General features: G+C 52.1%; 18 protein-coding genes. 17 read left to right on the top strand and 1 reads right to left on the bottom strand.

Annotated features, from left to right (window positions below):
• Positions 1 to 58 precede the first annotated feature (58 nt).
• The 16 genes from AC3ARB_RS07055 (at position 59) to AC3ARB_RS06980 (ending at position 9,503) form a co-directional block, all read left to right on the top strand.
• Positions 59 to 424 (top strand): VOC family protein, encoded by a 366-nt coding sequence (locus AC3ARB_RS07055; RefSeq protein ID WP_488319873.1) that lies wholly within the window; start codon positions 59 to 61, stop codon positions 422 to 424.
• A 170-nt stretch (positions 425 to 594) separates the two neighbouring features.
• Entirely contained in the window at positions 595 to 1,467 is an 873-nt protein-coding gene (gene mvk, locus AC3ARB_RS07050; RefSeq protein WP_488319872.1) for a mevalonate kinase, read from the top strand.
• Positions 1,449 to 2,372, top strand: a complete 924-nt coding sequence (gene mvaD / locus AC3ARB_RS07045; RefSeq protein WP_488319871.1) for a diphosphomevalonate decarboxylase — start codon at positions 1,449 to 1,451, stop codon at positions 2,370 to 2,372. Before mvk ends, mvaD begins: the two co-directional genes overlap by 19 nt.
• Positions 2,373 to 3,356 (top strand): phosphomevalonate kinase, encoded by a 984-nt coding sequence (locus tag AC3ARB_RS07040; RefSeq protein WP_488319870.1) that lies wholly within the window; start codon positions 2,373 to 2,375, stop codon positions 3,354 to 3,356. It begins immediately after the preceding gene.
• The gene (locus AC3ARB_RS07035; protein ID WP_488319869.1) at positions 3,353 to 3,892 is read left to right on the top strand and encodes a GNAT family N-acetyltransferase; all 540 of its coding nucleotides are present in this window, start codon (positions 3,353 to 3,355) and stop codon (positions 3,890 to 3,892) included. The genes AC3ARB_RS07040 and AC3ARB_RS07035 overlap by 4 nt, the downstream gene beginning before the upstream one ends.
• Positions 3,885 to 4,886, top strand: a complete 1,002-nt coding sequence (gene fni, locus AC3ARB_RS07030) for a type 2 isopentenyl-diphosphate Delta-isomerase (RefSeq protein WP_488319868.1) — start codon at positions 3,885 to 3,887, stop codon at positions 4,884 to 4,886. Before AC3ARB_RS07035 ends, fni begins: the two co-directional genes overlap by 8 nt.
• A 10-nt stretch (positions 4,887 to 4,896) precedes the next feature.
• Positions 4,897 to 6,075, top strand: coding sequence for an acetyl-CoA C-acetyltransferase (locus AC3ARB_RS07025; RefSeq protein WP_488319867.1), 1,179 nt, complete (start codon positions 4,897 to 4,899; stop codon positions 6,073 to 6,075).
• 211 nt (positions 6,076 to 6,286) lie between these two features.
• Positions 6,287 to 6,493 carry a hypothetical protein gene (locus tag AC3ARB_RS07020; protein WP_488319866.1) on the top strand — a complete coding sequence of 69 codons (207 nt, stop codon included), beginning with the start codon at positions 6,287 to 6,289 and terminating at the stop codon, positions 6,491 to 6,493.
• 1 nt (position 6,494) lies between these two features.
• The gene (locus AC3ARB_RS07015) at positions 6,495 to 6,641 is read left to right on the top strand and encodes a hypothetical protein (RefSeq protein ID WP_488319865.1); all 147 of its coding nucleotides are present in this window, start codon (positions 6,495 to 6,497) and stop codon (positions 6,639 to 6,641) included.
• A 16-nt stretch (positions 6,642 to 6,657) separates the two neighbouring features.
• Positions 6,658 to 6,846 (top strand): hypothetical protein, encoded by a 189-nt coding sequence (locus tag AC3ARB_RS07010; protein ID WP_488319864.1) that lies wholly within the window; start codon positions 6,658 to 6,660, stop codon positions 6,844 to 6,846.
• Positions 6,847 to 6,849: 3 nt separating this feature from the next.
• Positions 6,850 to 7,158, top strand: coding sequence for a hypothetical protein (locus AC3ARB_RS07005; protein WP_488319863.1), 309 nt, complete (start codon positions 6,850 to 6,852; stop codon positions 7,156 to 7,158).
• Positions 7,159 to 7,168: 10 nt separating this feature from the next.
• Positions 7,169 to 7,804: a CPBP family intramembrane glutamic endopeptidase gene (locus tag AC3ARB_RS07000; protein ID WP_488319862.1), complete on the top strand. Its 636-nt coding sequence runs from the start codon at positions 7,169 to 7,171 to the stop codon at positions 7,802 to 7,804.
• A gap of 11 nt (positions 7,805 to 7,815) precedes the next feature.
• Positions 7,816 to 8,028, top strand: a complete 213-nt coding sequence (locus AC3ARB_RS06995; RefSeq protein ID WP_488319861.1) for a helix-turn-helix transcriptional regulator — start codon at positions 7,816 to 7,818, stop codon at positions 8,026 to 8,028.
• A 3-nt stretch (positions 8,029 to 8,031) separates the two neighbouring features.
• The gene (locus tag AC3ARB_RS06990; protein ID WP_488319860.1) at positions 8,032 to 8,406 is read left to right on the top strand and encodes a hypothetical protein; all 375 of its coding nucleotides are present in this window, start codon (positions 8,032 to 8,034) and stop codon (positions 8,404 to 8,406) included.
• A complete protein-coding gene (locus AC3ARB_RS06985) occupies positions 8,399 to 8,773 on the top strand; it encodes a hypothetical protein (protein ID WP_488319859.1) in 375 nt (124 codons plus the stop codon). The genes AC3ARB_RS06990 and AC3ARB_RS06985 overlap by 8 nt, the downstream gene beginning before the upstream one ends.
• A complete protein-coding gene (locus AC3ARB_RS06980; protein ID WP_488319858.1) occupies positions 8,757 to 9,503 on the top strand; it encodes a DUF3169 family protein in 747 nt (248 codons plus the stop codon). Before AC3ARB_RS06985 ends, AC3ARB_RS06980 begins: the two co-directional genes overlap by 17 nt.
• 194 nt (positions 9,504 to 9,697) lie before the next feature.
• Here the strand turns inward: AC3ARB_RS06980 and nrdF are convergent, their stop codons facing one another.
• Positions 9,698 to 10,660, bottom strand: a complete 963-nt coding sequence (gene nrdF, locus AC3ARB_RS06975) for a class 1b ribonucleoside-diphosphate reductase subunit beta (RefSeq protein ID WP_488319857.1) — start codon at positions 10,658 to 10,660, stop codon at positions 9,698 to 9,700.
• A 186-nt stretch (positions 10,661 to 10,846) separates the two neighbouring features.
• Here nrdF and AC3ARB_RS06970 point away from each other — a divergent pair, with 186 nt between their 5' ends.
• Positions 10,847 to 13,918: a pilus expression-regulating Snf2 family helicase gene (locus tag AC3ARB_RS06970; protein ID WP_488319856.1), complete on the top strand. Its 3,072-nt coding sequence runs from the start codon at positions 10,847 to 10,849 to the stop codon at positions 13,916 to 13,918.
• Positions 13,919 to 13,969 lie beyond the last annotated feature (51 nt).

The following is a 13,969-nucleotide window of genomic DNA, read 5'->3' as shown; positions in this document are numbered from 1 at the left end:
AAATGTGGAGGCTGGATCATTGTCCGGCCTCCTTTGTAGTAATAGAAAAGAGACGATGATGAAATCATTTTGGTTTAATATGGCAGTAGCAGACTTGGATAAGGCAGAGGCCTTTTATCAGGCCATCGGTTTTCAGGTGGCGACGCACGGTGACATTAAGGCCCTCAACCTGCCAGAGGGAGGGACCATTGTCTTGTTTGACACGGAGACCTTTGCCCAACGCATGCCGTTTGCCCTAGCGACTGAGGGACGAGAAGTGATGATTTCCCTCAACGTCAGCACTAGGGAAGAGGTTGACCAGCTGGTAGCCCGAGTAGTGGCTGCCGGCGGGCAGGTCACCAAGGCAGCGACAGCTGCCCACGGTTTCTATGGGGCTGCCTTTACGGATTTGGATGGTCATCATTTTAATGTGATTGTCATGTGAGACAAGACCAGCTTTCGGGCTGGTTTTTGTGTGCTTGAGTTTTTTGAAAAGCGCCTGATTTAATGGTCAGGGTGACGTGATGACCGATGCTTCTCGGTCCCAAGGCGGACTTTTTTCTGAAAACGACTTTCCAGTCGCATTTTTTTCTGATTTATACTAAAATAGAAGGGATGAAAAAAACGGTTGGTGTGGGCTTGGCCCACAGTAAGATTATTTTGATGGGGGAGCATGCGGTGGTCTACGGCTACCCAGCTCTGGCGGTCCCCCTGCCTCGGGTGGAGGCGGTGGCTCATGTCACAGCGGCCCCAGAGCAGCTGGCCTTGGACCCGCTTGATCCCATTGACCGAGCGGTTGAGGTGGCCTTGGCTTTTTTGGGCATGGCAGAGCAGGCTATCAGCTATGAGGTCAGCTCAGCCATTCCTGAGCAACGGGGCATGGGCTCGTCAGCAGCCGTGGCCATTGCAGTCATTCGAGCTGTTTTTGACTACTATGGCCGTGACCTGACGGAGCAGGTCCTAGAAGACCTGGTCAACCAGGCCGAAAAAGTTGCCCACGGCAACCCATCGGGTTTGGATGCCAAAACCTGCCTGAGCGACAGCCCCATCTGTTACCAGCGGGGGCAGGGCTTTTCAGCCTGCCCAGTTAACCTGTCCGCCCATTTGATCATTGCGGATACAGGGGTCTATGGCAATACCAGCCAGGCGGTTGACCAAGTAAGAGAGCAGGGGCAGGTGGACATCCTGTCTGATTTGGGAGCCCTGGCAGAGCAGTTTTTGCAGGCCTTACCAGCAGGGGACCTGTCCCAGTTGGGGGGCCTCATGACAAAGGCCCATGGCTTGCTCAGCCAGTTGGGGGTTTCCTGCCAGGAGGCTGACCATCTGGTTGATGAGGCCCTGAAATCTGGTGCCTTTGGGGCCAAGATGAGCGGTGGCGGTCTGGGAGGCTGCATCATCGCCCTGACCGATAGTTATGGCCGAGCGCAAGCCATTGCCCAAAGGCTAAGAGAAGAAGGAGCAGTGAACACATGGATAGAGAACCTGTAAGCGTGCGGTCCTACGCCAATATCGCCATCGTCAAGTACTGGGGGAAGAGCGACGCAGCGACCATGAAACCAGCGACCAGCAGCATCTCCCTGACCCTGGAGGACATGTTCACGGAGACCACCCTGTCGGTGGCGGAGAGCGACCAGTTTTACATTGATGGGGTTCTGCAGGATGAGGCCGAGCAGGTCAAAATGAGCAAGGTTTTGGACCTTTTCCGCAAGGACCAGGAAATTTTTGTGCGGATTGACACCAGCAACAACATGCCGACGGCAGCTGGTCTGTCGTCCAGTTCGTCTGGTCTGTCTGCCCTGGTCAAGGCTTGTAATGAGTTCTTTGGAACAGGTCTGGCCCAATCGGAGCTGGCCCAGCTGGCCAAGTTTGCCTCGGGGTCATCAGCTCGCTCTTTCTTTGGCCCTCTGTCGGCCTGGGACAAGGACACGGGAGAGATTTTCCGAGTGCAAACTGACCTCAAGCTGGGCATGATCATGCTGGTTCTAAACGACCAGAAGAAACCCGTGTCCAGCCGTGAGGGAATGAAACGTTGTGTGGAGACCTCGACCAACTGGGCAGACTGGGTCAGTCAATCGGAGCAGGATTATGTGGACATGCTGGCCTATCTCAAGGTCAATGATTTTGAAAAGGTGGGTCAATTGACCGAGCGGAACGCCCTGGCCATGCATGCCACTACTCGGACAGCCAGCCCTGCCTTTTCCTACCTGACCGAGAGCTCTTATGTGGCCATGGAGCGGGTCCTAGAACTGCGGCAGGCTGGGTGGCTCTGCTATTTCACCATGGACGCTGGACCAAACGTCAAGGTCCTCTGCCGTGAGGAGGACCTGGAGGCCCTGGCCGAGATTTTGGCCGAGGACTACCGGGTCATCGTGTCCCGAACCAAGGAGTTGTAAGTGATTGAGGTAAAAACCTGTGGCAAGCTCTACCTGGCGGGCGAGTATGCCGTTTTGATCCCTGGCCAGCCTGCCCTGATTAAGGACATCCCCCTCTACATGAGGGCGACGGCGGCTTGGGCGGAGGCCTTTTGCCTCCAGTCGGATCTGTTTGACTACGCCGTTGACCTGACGCCCGACGCCAACTACGGCTTGATTCAGGAGACGGTCGCCCTTTTTGGCGACTACCTGGGTCGGCCCCTATCGCCCTTCGCCCTGACCATCACCGGCAAGTTGGAGCGGGACGGCCGTAAACTGGGCCTGGGCTCCTCGGGGTCGGTGGTGGTTTTGGCCCTGCGGGCAATGGCAGAGCTCTATGAGCTTGACCTGTCAGCTGACCAGCTCTTCCGTTTGGCTTCCTGTGTCCTTCTCAAACGGGGTGATCTGGGGTCCATGGGAGACGTGGCCTGTATTGTCTATGAGGACTTGGTTTACTACCAGTCCTTTGACCGTCAGCAGGTGGCTGATTGGCTGGCCAGTCGCCCCTTGGCAGACGTGCTAGAGTTGGACTGGGGCTATGTCATTAAACCCGTTAAACCAGCTCTGTCCTTTGACTTTTTAGTGGGCTGGACAGGTCAGCCTGCCATTTCCAACGATTTGGTCAAGCAGGTCAAGTCCAGTATCACAGAAGAGTTCTTGAGAGCCAGCCAGGCTGGTGTGGAGCTGGCCTATCAGGCCTTGGAGACTGGCAATCAAGTTCAGCTCATGACTAGTTTGCAAGTCTTGGGTCAGCATTTGACTGACCTCCACCCAGCTATTCTGACCCCAGAACTAGCGGCCTTGGTGGCGGCCAGTCAGGGTCTGCCTGCGGTGGCCAAGTCCAGCGGGGCAGGTGGCGGTGACTGCGGCATTGCCATGTGTTTTGACCCTGACCAGACCCAGAACTTGATTGACCGTTGGGAAGCGGCTGGATTGACTGTGATTTATAAGGAGAGCCTGTCATGAGTGACTTGAAATTAGTTGTGCCGTCTAGGGCTTATTTGGATCAGGTGGCCGCCTACAAGGCGGAATTTGCCCAAGCAGGTCAGCACCTCTATGGCGGTGCTCGCTTAGAAAACATGGCTGACTTGGAAGACTGGCTGGCCTATGTGGCTGCCATTACCAGCCCAGAAGGTGTTGAAGAAGGGCGAGTGCCCTCGTCCACCTTTCTCTGCATTCGTGAGGCGGATCAGAAGATGGTTGGCATTTGTAACATCAGGCACTGGCTTGACCAGGGCTTTTTGGTCAATAGTGCTGGTCATATTGGCTATTCCATCTGTCCTAGCGAGCGACGAAAAGGTTATGCCAAGGAGCAGTTGCGACTGGCCTTGCTTGAGGCTGGTCGCTTAGGTATTCAGCAAGCCTTGCTGACCTGTGATGTCACCAATCTTGGGTCTGAAAAAACCATTTTGGCCAACGGTGGCCGCTACGAGAACACCTATATTGACCCTGACGACCAGTCGCAGACCAAACGTTATTGGATTGAGGTACCCCATGTCTAACCGCAAAGATGATCACATCACCCACGCCCTAGCCTACCAGTCGCCCTACAATAGTTTTGACGACCTGGAGCTGATTCACTGCTCCTTGCCAGATCATGATTTAGCGGACATTGACCTAAGCACCCATTTTGCGGGTTACCGCTGGGACTTTCCCTTTTACATCAATGCCATGACGGGTGGGAGTGAGCGGGCCAAGGCCATCAACCTCAAGCTGGCTGAGCTGGCACAGCGCTGTGGCCTGCTCTTGGTGACCGGCTCTTACAGTGCGGCCCTCAAGAACCCTGCTGACGATAGTTTTCCGACCAAAACCAGCCACCCTGCTCTGCTATTGGCCACCAACATCGGTATCGACAAGCCCTATGAGCTGGGCTTGCAGGCGGTTGAGGCGGTCCAGCCCCTCTTTTTGCAGGTCCACGTCAACCTCATGCAGGAGTTGCTCATGCCCGAGGGCGAGCGGTCTTTTGCTAAATGGCCGAGCAACCTAGCTGATTACGGCCAGAAGATGCCTCTTCCCGTGGTCCTCAAGGAGGTCGGTTTTGGCATGGACAGAAAAACCGTTCTGCGGGCCAAGGAGCTGGGGATTAAGACGGTGGATATTTCAGGACGAGGCGGGACCAGTTTTGCCTACATCGAGAACCAGCGGGGGGGGGATCGCTCCTACCTGGACGACTGGGGCCAATCAACCGTCCAAACCCTGCTCAATCTCCAAGACCTGACAGACGAGGTGGAGATTTTGGCTTCGGGTGGCGTTCGCCACCCCCTGGACATGGTCAAGGCCCTGGTTCTGGGAGCCAAGGCTGTCGGCCTGTCCCGAACGGTCTTAGAACTGGTGGAACATCACACTCTTGATGAGGCCGTCAGCATGGTTGAGGGTTGGAAAGAGGAGTTGAGGTTGATCATGTGTGCCCTCAATTGCAAGACCATTGCGGACCTGAGACAGGTCGATTACCTGCTCCACGGTCGCTTGGTCAATCATTACCAGAAACGAGAATAGAAACGAAAAAATGAAAGAAGTTGTGATTGTGTCTGCTGTCCGAACGCCCATTGGGGCCTTTGGTGGCAGCTTGAAAGATGTGTCAGCGGTGGCTCTGGGAGCGACGGTTGTTGAGGCCCTTTTGGACCGAGTTGGCTTGGTTCCTGACCAAGTTGATGAAGTCATCATGGGCAACGTTTTGGGAGCTGGCCTGGGGCAAAATGTGGCCCGTCAGGTAGCTATCACCGCTGGCTTACCCCAGTCCACACCTGCCTTTACTGTTAACAAGGTCTGCGGTTCAGGCCTCAAGGCTATTCAGCTGGCTGTTCAAGCCATCCGTCTGGGCGATGCCGAGGTAGTGGTGGCTGGTGGCACGGAAAACATGAGCCAGGCCCCTTATCTTTTACCTGACCAGCGGTGGGGCAGCCGTTTGGGCTCAGGCCAGCTAGTGGACACCCTACTCAAGGATGGCCTGACCGATGCTTTTGGTGACTACCACATGGGCCTAACGGCTGAAAAGGTGGCTGACCAGTATGGCATCAGCCGAGAGGTTCAAGACGCCTTTGCCCTGGCTTCTCAGGAAAAGGCTGCCGTTGCTCAGGCAGCAGGCCGCTTTGATGAGGAAATCGTGCCGGTGTCCATCCCTCAAAAACGGGGAGAAGCTCTGCTATTTGCCAAAGACGAATACCCACGAGCCAAGAGCTCGCTGGAGGCTTTGGCCAAACTCCGGCCGGCCTTCCAAAAAGGGGGCAGCGTGACGGCAGGCAACGCCTCAGGTATCAACGACGGGGCGGCGGCCGTCTTGCTCATGAGCAAGGAGCGGGCGGACCAGCTGGGCTTGATCCCCTTGGCGACGGTCACCGCCTATGCGGACGCTGGCTTGGATCCAGAAATCATGGGTTGCGGGCCGATTTACGCCAGCCAAAAGGTCCTGGCTAAGGCTGGCTGGACCGTGGCTGACCTGGACCTGGTCGAGGCCAACGAAGCCTTCGCCGCCCAGGCCTGTGCCGTCAACCAGGAGTTGGGCTTCAACCCAGACTTGGTCAATGTCAACGGTGGAGCCATCGCCTTGGGTCACCCCATCGGGGCCTCTGGTGCCCGCATCCTGGTCACCCTCCTCCACGAGATGGCCAAGCGTGACGCCAAAAAAGGTCTGGCCACCCTCTGCATCGGGGGCGGCATGGGCACCGCCCTCTTGGTGGAACGCTAATCAACTCACCCCTTAACCGCTTGGCTTGCCCCAGCGGTTTTTTTGTTGTTTCGGGAAATGGCAGAGCTGGCCACCTTATTCTCAATGACAAGGAAAATACTTTTTTTGACAAAAATCATAAAAAATTTGACAATGATACTTGTCAAAAATAAAATGATGTGTTACAATGAAGTCAGTTAAGGAAAACGATGACAAAATAGGAGGTTCTCAGATGGAAAAACAAGTTAAAAAAGACCTAGTGATTACTGGAAGGACAGTGGCTCGGGTGGTGCAGATTTTGACCTGTCTGTGCTTGATTTGGGTGCTTATCCAGGACATGCTGGGCTGGCAGTCCTTGGATGCGAGCACCGTCACGCTCTTGGTGTGTGGTTTGGCTGGTTTGGAAACCAGTTTACAGGCAAGAAAAAAGGAGAAGTAAGATGACAAAGCACCTTAAACTATTTTTGGTTGGAACGGCTCTGGGGATTATCCTCTATGCCATCTCACAGGACCTGCTGAGGGTAGCTCTCTTCTTGGCCATCATCTGGCTCTTGTGGCGGAGGCAATCAGGGTCTAAGAAAAACTGATGTGGAGGACAAACAAATGAATAAACAAGTGTCTAAAAATCTGGCAGCTCTAATCATTGGGAGTGCAGCCATAGTTGGTTTTCTGGTTGGGGTCGCAATCGGTTTGGGAGATGGTGCAGCAGCTCTTGTCAGCCTTCTCCCCTGGTTGGGAGGGCTGGTCAGTCTACCAGCTCTGCTATTAGCCCTAAAAGAAGAAAAGGAGTAAGTGATGGCATTTTTTGGAGTTATGGCCTTCATGCTTTGCCTCTACTATGGGGATAAGGTAGATAAGTTGAGCCGTCAGGTGAAGAAGTTAGACAAACAAGGAAAGGGAGCAAATCAGATGTCAGCAATTTTTAAGGAGTTAGTCAACCAGTCGGTCAAGTTGGAGATGGATGATTGGGTTAGCACACAGGAGGCTTGGATGGTCCTGGCCGTCGATGAAGACTGGGTCAAAATCCAGCGGACGGACAAGAAGGGGCAGGTCCTGACCAAGATTGTCCGCTTGGACGACATCAAGTCGGTGGAATTAGTTTAGGAGGTTTAACATGATGTTTTCACTTAAAAAATGGCAGGCAGGCCTGCTAGCAGTCCTCTTGATGGGGCTGCAACTCCTCTTAGCCCAACTGTTTGGGGTTTGGAACAGCTGGCTCTTGGCAGGCCTGGGGCTTGTCCTCGCCTTGGGAACCCTCTACTTGGCCAAGATGGTTGGCCTCTTTGACAGCAAGGCCAAGTGGGCCTGGTGGCAGCACCTGCTCTTTGTCCTCGGCGGTTTCCTCCTTATTCGAATCTTTAATTTACTTGGCATTCTTATTATGGTCTTGCAAAACGGGGGTAGCCTTATCCCAGGCAACCAGCAGGCCATCATGGATGCCAACCTACCGCCTCAGATGATGGTAACCTTTTTGCTCATCGTTGCCCCGATTGTGGAGGAAGTGGTCATGCGTGGTCTAATCATGAGCGGCCTCTTCAAGCGAGAATCGCTCTGGGGCCTGGGCCTTAGCACCTTGATTTTCGCCCTGATTCATGTACCGACTGATATGGGTAGTTGGGTCATTTATGGGGGAATGGGCTTGGTGCTGGCTCTCGTTTACCGCATTAGCCGTCGCTTGGAGCTGGCCATCGCCCTCCACCTGCTCAATAATTTAGTGGCTACTCTGGCCTTGCTCTTCCTCGTTAAATAGGAGGTTTTGCTATGGAAATTGTTAAAAATCGATTAAAAGAACTGCGGGCCAGGGACGGCCTCAACCAGACCGAATTGGCCAAGCTGGCCCAGGTCTCCCGTCAGACGGTCAGCCTGATTGAACGGGGCGAGTACCTGCCCTCCGTCCTTATCGCCCTCAAGATTGCCAGGATTTTCAAGGAACCCGTGGACAATGTTTTTTCGCTCGTAGAAGAAGGAGACTAACTCATGACAAACACGACATCAACACAGCAAAAATGGACCATCTGGCGGGTTTTGGGACTGGCCTTAATCGGGGCAAGCCTCTTGCAGCTGGTAATTAGATTGTCGACTGGCCAGCCAGAATTTCCTCTGGGGGCTCTCTTGCCCCTACATTGGGGCCTGATTTGGCTGCGACCAGCCTGGCTGGTCAAGCTGATTCAAGACAAGCCCTGGTTCGAACTGATAAACACCCTGCCAGCCTGTTTGGGAATTCTGGTTCTGCTGCTTGGAGCGGACAAGTTGCCTTTTCCAGTTGATTTGGACTGGACCATCTTTATCTTCTATACCATCAACCTGATGGATAGTTTATCAGACATCAAAAAGGAGTCCCCGCATGACTAACTCTCAAAAAGACCTCTACCGTACCCTTGGCATCATCTTCCTGATTTTGGCAGCCTTCCTGCTTGGTCTGTCTCTGTTTCTGACAGGTCAGCAAGGCTGGCAGCTCAGCTGGTTGTTTTATGGCCTGATTGGCCTCCTCTACCTGAAACCCAGCTGGTTGGTCAAGGCTTACCAGACCAAAGCTTATGTGGGAGGCTTGTTGCTGACACCAGCTATCTTAGGCCTCTTGCTGGTGATTTTGGGAGATCTGGGCAAGTTACCAGTAGCCATTGAACTGGAGATATTCCCTATCATCCTCTACTGCACTGCTTTTGCAACAACAATGGAGAAAGAGAAAAAGGAGAACAGACATGACAAAGAACAGTAACTTAAAACGTTGGTTGAAGCAATTAGGCATCGTAGCCTTAATTGGTGCCCCACTTGGTTTCCTATCAGGCTATCTAGGCCTGTTTGAACAGCCTGTTAAGATTAGCGAGCAGGTGGTGGTGGACAACTTAAACCTGCTGGGAAATGTCGGTCTCTTGCTGGCCCTTCTTGCGAGTGCTTATCTGATTTATCGCCTTGTCAGAACCCTCAAGGCCTTTGAGGCTGAGGCGGATGACGAGGTCAGCGATGACCTTTACCGCTCAGTCAACCGCCAGCACGGCTATGCCATGGTGGCGACTGGCGTTGGTTCGGTTCTGGGAATCGCCCTCCTGGCCCTCAACTACAAGATCCTGCTAGCAGAAGACGCTTTTGAACTTGTTTTTTCAGGTTACGCCTTTGTCGGTTTGCTGGTCTTTGCTGGTTTGCAAATGTACCTGCTCAAGCTCTATAACCGCCTGCGTGGGACCCAAGTGCCTCTGATTCCCACCCTCAAGGAGCTGGAAAACAACGTTCTCCAGCAGGATGAGGCGGAACTGGAAGCCAACTACAAGATGGCCTTTGATATCGTCCTTAAACTCTCTGGTGTCATCCTGCCGATCCTTTACCTGCTTGTGCTGGCGGTAGGCCTGCTGACCCAGACCAATCAGGTCCTGGCCATCATTGTTCTAGCCGTCATCCACCTCTACATCATGATCCGCAACCTCAAGATGGTGCGGCGCTTCTACCGCTAGGCTGGTGGTCAGCTCTGGATGCCCTCTTTTTGGGGGCAATAGCCCAGCTGAACAGTTGGTTTACAAAGACAGAAGAAAAGGGTGGGCTTGGGCCCACTCTTTTCAAGTCGGATAAGCTGTGAGAACGAGCAAATCAGCTCAGCTATTTCACCAAAAAAACAAGCAAAAACAGTGAGCCGAAACTCACTGTTTTCTTATAAGCCGATGGTGTAGTCATCGTCCTGCATGGGCTCCACGGTTCCCAGCAGGTAGCCGTTGCCGACCTGGGAGAAGAAGTCGTGGTTGCTGGTGCCGGTCGAGATGCCGTTCATGACGATGGGGTTAACGTCGTTGGCCGTGTCTGGGAAGAGCGGGTCTTGACCCAGGTTCATGAGGGCCTTGTTGGCGTTGTAGCGGATGAAGGTCAGCACTTCCTCGGTCCAGCCCACACCGTCGTAGAGGTAGCGGGTGTAGTTTTCCTCGTTCTCGTAGAGGGTGTAGAGGAGGTCGTACATCCAGTCTTTGAGCTCTGCTTGTTCCTCGTCTGACAGCTCGTTAAAGCCCAGTTGGAACTTGTAGCCGATGTAGGTCCCGTGGACCGACTCGTCACGGATGATCAACTTGATGATTTCCGCCACGTTAGGCAGTTTGTTGTTGCCCAGGTAGTAGAGCGGGGTAAAGAAACCTGAGTAGAAGAGGAAGGTTTCCAGAAAAACGCTGGCCACTTTCTTTTGCAAAGGCGTGCCGTTGAGGTAAATCTCGTTGATAATCTCAGCTTTCTTCTGGAGGTAGTCGTTGGAGTTAGTCCAGTCGAAAATCTCCTCGATTTCGCTCTTGGTGTTGAGGGTTGAAAAGATAGACGAGTAGGACTTGGCGTGAACGGATTCCATAAACTCAATGTTGTTGAGGACCGCTTCCTCGTGCGGGGTGCGGACATCTTTCTTGAGCTGGGCCATACCGCTCTCTGACTGGACCGTGTCCAGCAGGGTCAGGCCACCAAAGACCTTACCAACCAGGTCTTTTTCCGTGTCTGACAGGCGACGCCAGTCGTCCAGGTCATTTGACAGTGGGATACGGGTATCGAGCCAGAACTGCTCGGTCAGTTTTTCCCAGGTGGACTTGTCCACCGCATCTTCAATAGCATTCCAGTTAATGGCGTTGTAGTAGGTGTTTGACATGTTTCTTTCCTCAATAAAAAATACTAGAACCATTATACCATAAAAATAAACGGAGGTGGCGGTTGGATATTTCTTATTTTGTGGAAAGAAGGGGCTATTTTTGTCAAAAAACAGGAGAGATGTGAGAAAAAATTTATCATCTATGATATAATAAACTTTTAGTAATCTGAAGAAATTGGAGGGAGCATGGCAAGATTAATTCCAGGGCGGATCCGTAATGAGGGCATCAGCCTGTTTAAGTCTGGTCAGGTTTCTGTGACGACAGAAAGTGGCAACATCTTGCAGTTGCAAGTGGCGGATCAAGAGGTGACCTATGACCTTGAAGATGGACTGGGAACCTGTTCGTGTGAGGTCTTTGTTAGTAAGGGGTATTGTCAACATGTGGCTGGGGCAGAACATTTGGTTAAACACGGTCGGCCCATCACGCCACCAGCTCCACCTGAGGATGTTCCTGTCCAGCAACTGAGGGAAGACCAACTTTTTGCGAGGAAATTTTTAGCTGGCTTAAACCGTATTGAGGACGGAGACGTCAAGTACCAGCTGTCTGTGGTGGGGGAACGGCATTTTTATAGTTCACAATTGGTCTGGACCTTACGAATTCGTCGACTGCCAGACACTAGACATTACATTGTTCGTGATATTCTTGGCTTTCTGGCTCTCTACCAGCAACAGGGCTCCTATCAGATTGGGAAAAATTACTACGAACCCCTAGCTGCCACCTTTTTTGACCAGGCTAGTCAGGTGTTTTTGGCCTTTCTGGAGAAAATGGCCTCAAGTGGTAGTCCAGTCTTTTTTCCTGACAATGGCCGCCGCTTGTTTTTGCCAGCAGGTTTCTTTGAGGAGGGAATCCGTCTCATTCAAGCCTTGCCTGAGTCAAGCCTTAGCTTGAATCTGGGACAGGAACTCACCCAGTTTTCGACTCAGCCGCTGACGAGCGATAGTGGCCTCTTTGTCTTTCAGGTTGAGGTGGACCTTGATGGGATTCGTTTGCGGATTCGTGAGGGGTTCAAACAGGCCTTGTTTGATTACCGCTACCTCTATAAAGCAGGGGTGTTTTACTCCCTATCTGACCAACAGTTAGCTCTGGTCAAAGCCATTCAAACCCTACCTTTGAACTCGGACAAGGAACGGGAGTTAAGCCTGCACCTTGATGATCAGGGGGACTTGGCCGAACGCTTGGCTGATTTTGCTCAGCTTGGGCCAGTCCTTGCTCCAAAGGCTTTTGAGCAGGTGGATTTTGAGGTGTCCTTCGCACTAGATGTTAGTCCAACAGGCCGATTAGACTTACAGGTCAGCCTCGATTACGGTCAGCAGGTAGTGACCAGCCCGGAAGACTTTGACCACCTGCCCTTTGTGAGCAACCCTCGCAAGAAGAAGCAACTGGATAATCTTCTGGCCCGCTTAGGTTTTTCGTCGGGCTTCAAGGTTAGCCGTCCCCAACCAGAGGGAGCAGCCCTCTATGATTTTTTTGAAAATGGGCTACCGCAGCTAAGGGCATTTGGTTCAGTAGAACTCAGCGAAGCGATGGCTCGTCTAAAAGGTCAGGAGCGACCACGAATTCACTTGTCTCAGGTTGGTGGGCTTCTGGAGGTCAATTTTGATTTTTCAAGTTTGGACCAGGAAGACATCCACCGTGCCTTGACCAGCTTACGCCAGCAAGAGGCCTATTTCATCACCAAGTCTGGCCAGCTAATGGTCTTTGATGACGAGGTGAAACGGATTTCTAAGACACTTGAAGCCCTGAGGGCAAAGCAGGTTGACCATGGCCGCTACCAACTGACCAATTTGGCCAGTCTCCAAGTCAAAGAAGCCTTGTCGGACTACGATCAGGCGATGGTTTCAGCTGAATTAGAAGAGATGCTTGCTTATCTGTCCCAGCCAGAGCGATTTGAACTGGGAGAGTTACCCGTCCAGGCAACCTTGAGGGGCTACCAAAAACAAGGGGTTCAGTGGTTATCTGTCTTAGATCATTATGGCTTTGGAGGGATTTTAGCAGATGATATGGGCCTTGGTAAGACCTTACAGGCCATTAGCTTTTTATCAGGCCATTTGGCATCTGGAAAACGGGCCCTGGTCTTGGCCCCGTCCAGCCTGATCTATAACTGGCAGGATGAATTTGCCAAATTTTATCCCCAAGCCAAGGTTTGTGTGGTTCAGGGCAATAAGTCCCAGAGAGAGACCTTGCTTGCCCAAGACCAGCAGGTAACAGTAACGTCTTACCACAGTTTCCGTCAAGACTTGGACACCTATCAAACCGGAGGCTATGACCTGCTGATTTTAGATGAAGCTCAGGTTTTGAAAAACAGCCAGACCAAGATTGCTCAAGCCTTGCGGGACTTTGAAGTGAACCGTTGTTTTGCCCTGTCTGGTACACCGATTGAGAACCGCTTGTTGGAAATCTGGTCCATCTTCCAAATTGTCTTACCAGGTCTTTTTGTCAGCAAGAATCAGTTTAACCAGCTGACGTCAAAAGAGGTGGCTAAAATCATCAAGCCCTTTGTTTTAAGGCGGAAAAAAGAGGAGGTCTTGACCGAACTTCCCGAGGTGACTGAGATGACCTACCATAATGAGATGACCAAGGATCAAAAAGCCATTTACTTGGCACAGTTGGAGCAGCTTAGTCAACAGGTTAGAGCGACCAGTCCTGAGGCATTTTCGCGACAGAAAATTGAGTTCCTATCAGGAATTACACGCTTGCGTCAGATTTGCAATACTCCAGGTCTCTTTATGCCCTATGACGGCGAGAGTGGCAAACTCCAAGGTCTGAGTGAATTGATTCAGCAATTGAAAGACAACGGTCATCGCCCACTGATTTTTTCTCAGTTTACAGGTATGCTGAGTTTGATTGAGGAGGAGCTGGCCGGTCAAGGTTTATCCAGTTACCTGATTACTGGGGCAACCCCCGTTGCCCAGCGTCAGCAATTGACCAAAGCCTTCAATAAGGGGAGTCGTGATGCCTTTCTCATGTCCCTCAAGGCGGGAGGCGTTGGGCTCAACCTAACGGGAGCAGACACGGTGATTTTGGTTGACCTATGGTGGAATCCTGCCGTTGAGATGCAAGCTATCAGCAGGGCCCATCGTATGGGGCAAGAGAAGGTTGTCCAAGTTTATCGTTTGATTACAAAAGGGAGTATCGAGGAAAAAATCTTGCTCTTGCAAGAAAAGAAACGTCACCTGATAAAAGATGTTTTGGAAGGGGACGGTTTGAAAACAAGCCTAACCCTTGATGATTTCAAGGAAATTTTAGGGATTTCTTAGGCTGACCTTTTGAAAAAAATCAGTTTTTAAGGTATAATGAAGTGTTGGAAA

The organism is Streptococcus sp. ZY171113 (assembly GCF_057748235.1).
Note: the sequence above shows the minus strand (reverse complement) of the source record. Positions and strands in the feature narration are given on the sequence as shown.

Bases quoted from the DNA above. Each gene is read 5' to 3' on its own strand.
- AC3ARB_RS07005 (WP_488319863.1), top strand. From the start codon at position 6,850: ATGGCATTTTTTGGAGTTATGGCCTTCATGCTTTGCCTCTACTATGGG.
- AC3ARB_RS06995 (WP_488319861.1), top strand. From the start codon at position 7,816: ATGGAAATTGTTAAAAATCGATTAAAAGAACTGCGGGCCAGGGACGGC.
- AC3ARB_RS07035 (WP_488319869.1), top strand. From the start codon at position 3,353: ATGAGTGACTTGAAATTAGTTGTGCCGTCTAGGGCTTATTTGGATCAG.
- AC3ARB_RS07025 (WP_488319867.1), top strand. From the start codon at position 4,897: ATGAAAGAAGTTGTGATTGTGTCTGCTGTCCGAACGCCCATTGGGGCC.
- AC3ARB_RS06980 (WP_488319858.1), top strand. From the start codon at position 8,757: ATGACAAAGAACAGTAACTTAAAACGTTGGTTGAAGCAATTAGGCATC.
- mvk (WP_488319872.1), top strand. From the start codon at position 595: ATGAAAAAAACGGTTGGTGTGGGCTTGGCCCACAGTAAGATTATTTTG.
- AC3ARB_RS06970 (WP_488319856.1), top strand. From the start codon at position 10,847: ATGGCAAGATTAATTCCAGGGCGGATCCGTAATGAGGGCATCAGCCTG.
- nrdF (WP_488319857.1), bottom strand. From the start codon at position 10,660: ATGTCAAACACCTACTACAACGCCATTAACTGGAATGCTATTGAAGAT.
- mvaD (WP_488319871.1), top strand. From the start codon at position 1,449: ATGGATAGAGAACCTGTAAGCGTGCGGTCCTACGCCAATATCGCCATC.
- AC3ARB_RS06990 (WP_488319860.1), top strand. From the start codon at position 8,032: ATGACAAACACGACATCAACACAGCAAAAATGGACCATCTGGCGGGTT.
- AC3ARB_RS07015 (WP_488319865.1), top strand. From the start codon at position 6,495: ATGACAAAGCACCTTAAACTATTTTTGGTTGGAACGGCTCTGGGGATT.
- AC3ARB_RS07020 (WP_488319866.1), top strand. From the start codon at position 6,287: ATGGAAAAACAAGTTAAAAAAGACCTAGTGATTACTGGAAGGACAGTG.
- AC3ARB_RS07010 (WP_488319864.1), top strand. From the start codon at position 6,658: ATGAATAAACAAGTGTCTAAAAATCTGGCAGCTCTAATCATTGGGAGT.
- AC3ARB_RS07055 (WP_488319873.1), top strand. From the start codon at position 59: ATGAAATCATTTTGGTTTAATATGGCAGTAGCAGACTTGGATAAGGCA.
- AC3ARB_RS07000 (WP_488319862.1), top strand. From the start codon at position 7,169: ATGATGTTTTCACTTAAAAAATGGCAGGCAGGCCTGCTAGCAGTCCTC.
- fni (WP_488319868.1), top strand. From the start codon at position 3,885: ATGTCTAACCGCAAAGATGATCACATCACCCACGCCCTAGCCTACCAG.
- AC3ARB_RS06985 (WP_488319859.1), top strand. From the start codon at position 8,399: ATGACTAACTCTCAAAAAGACCTCTACCGTACCCTTGGCATCATCTTC.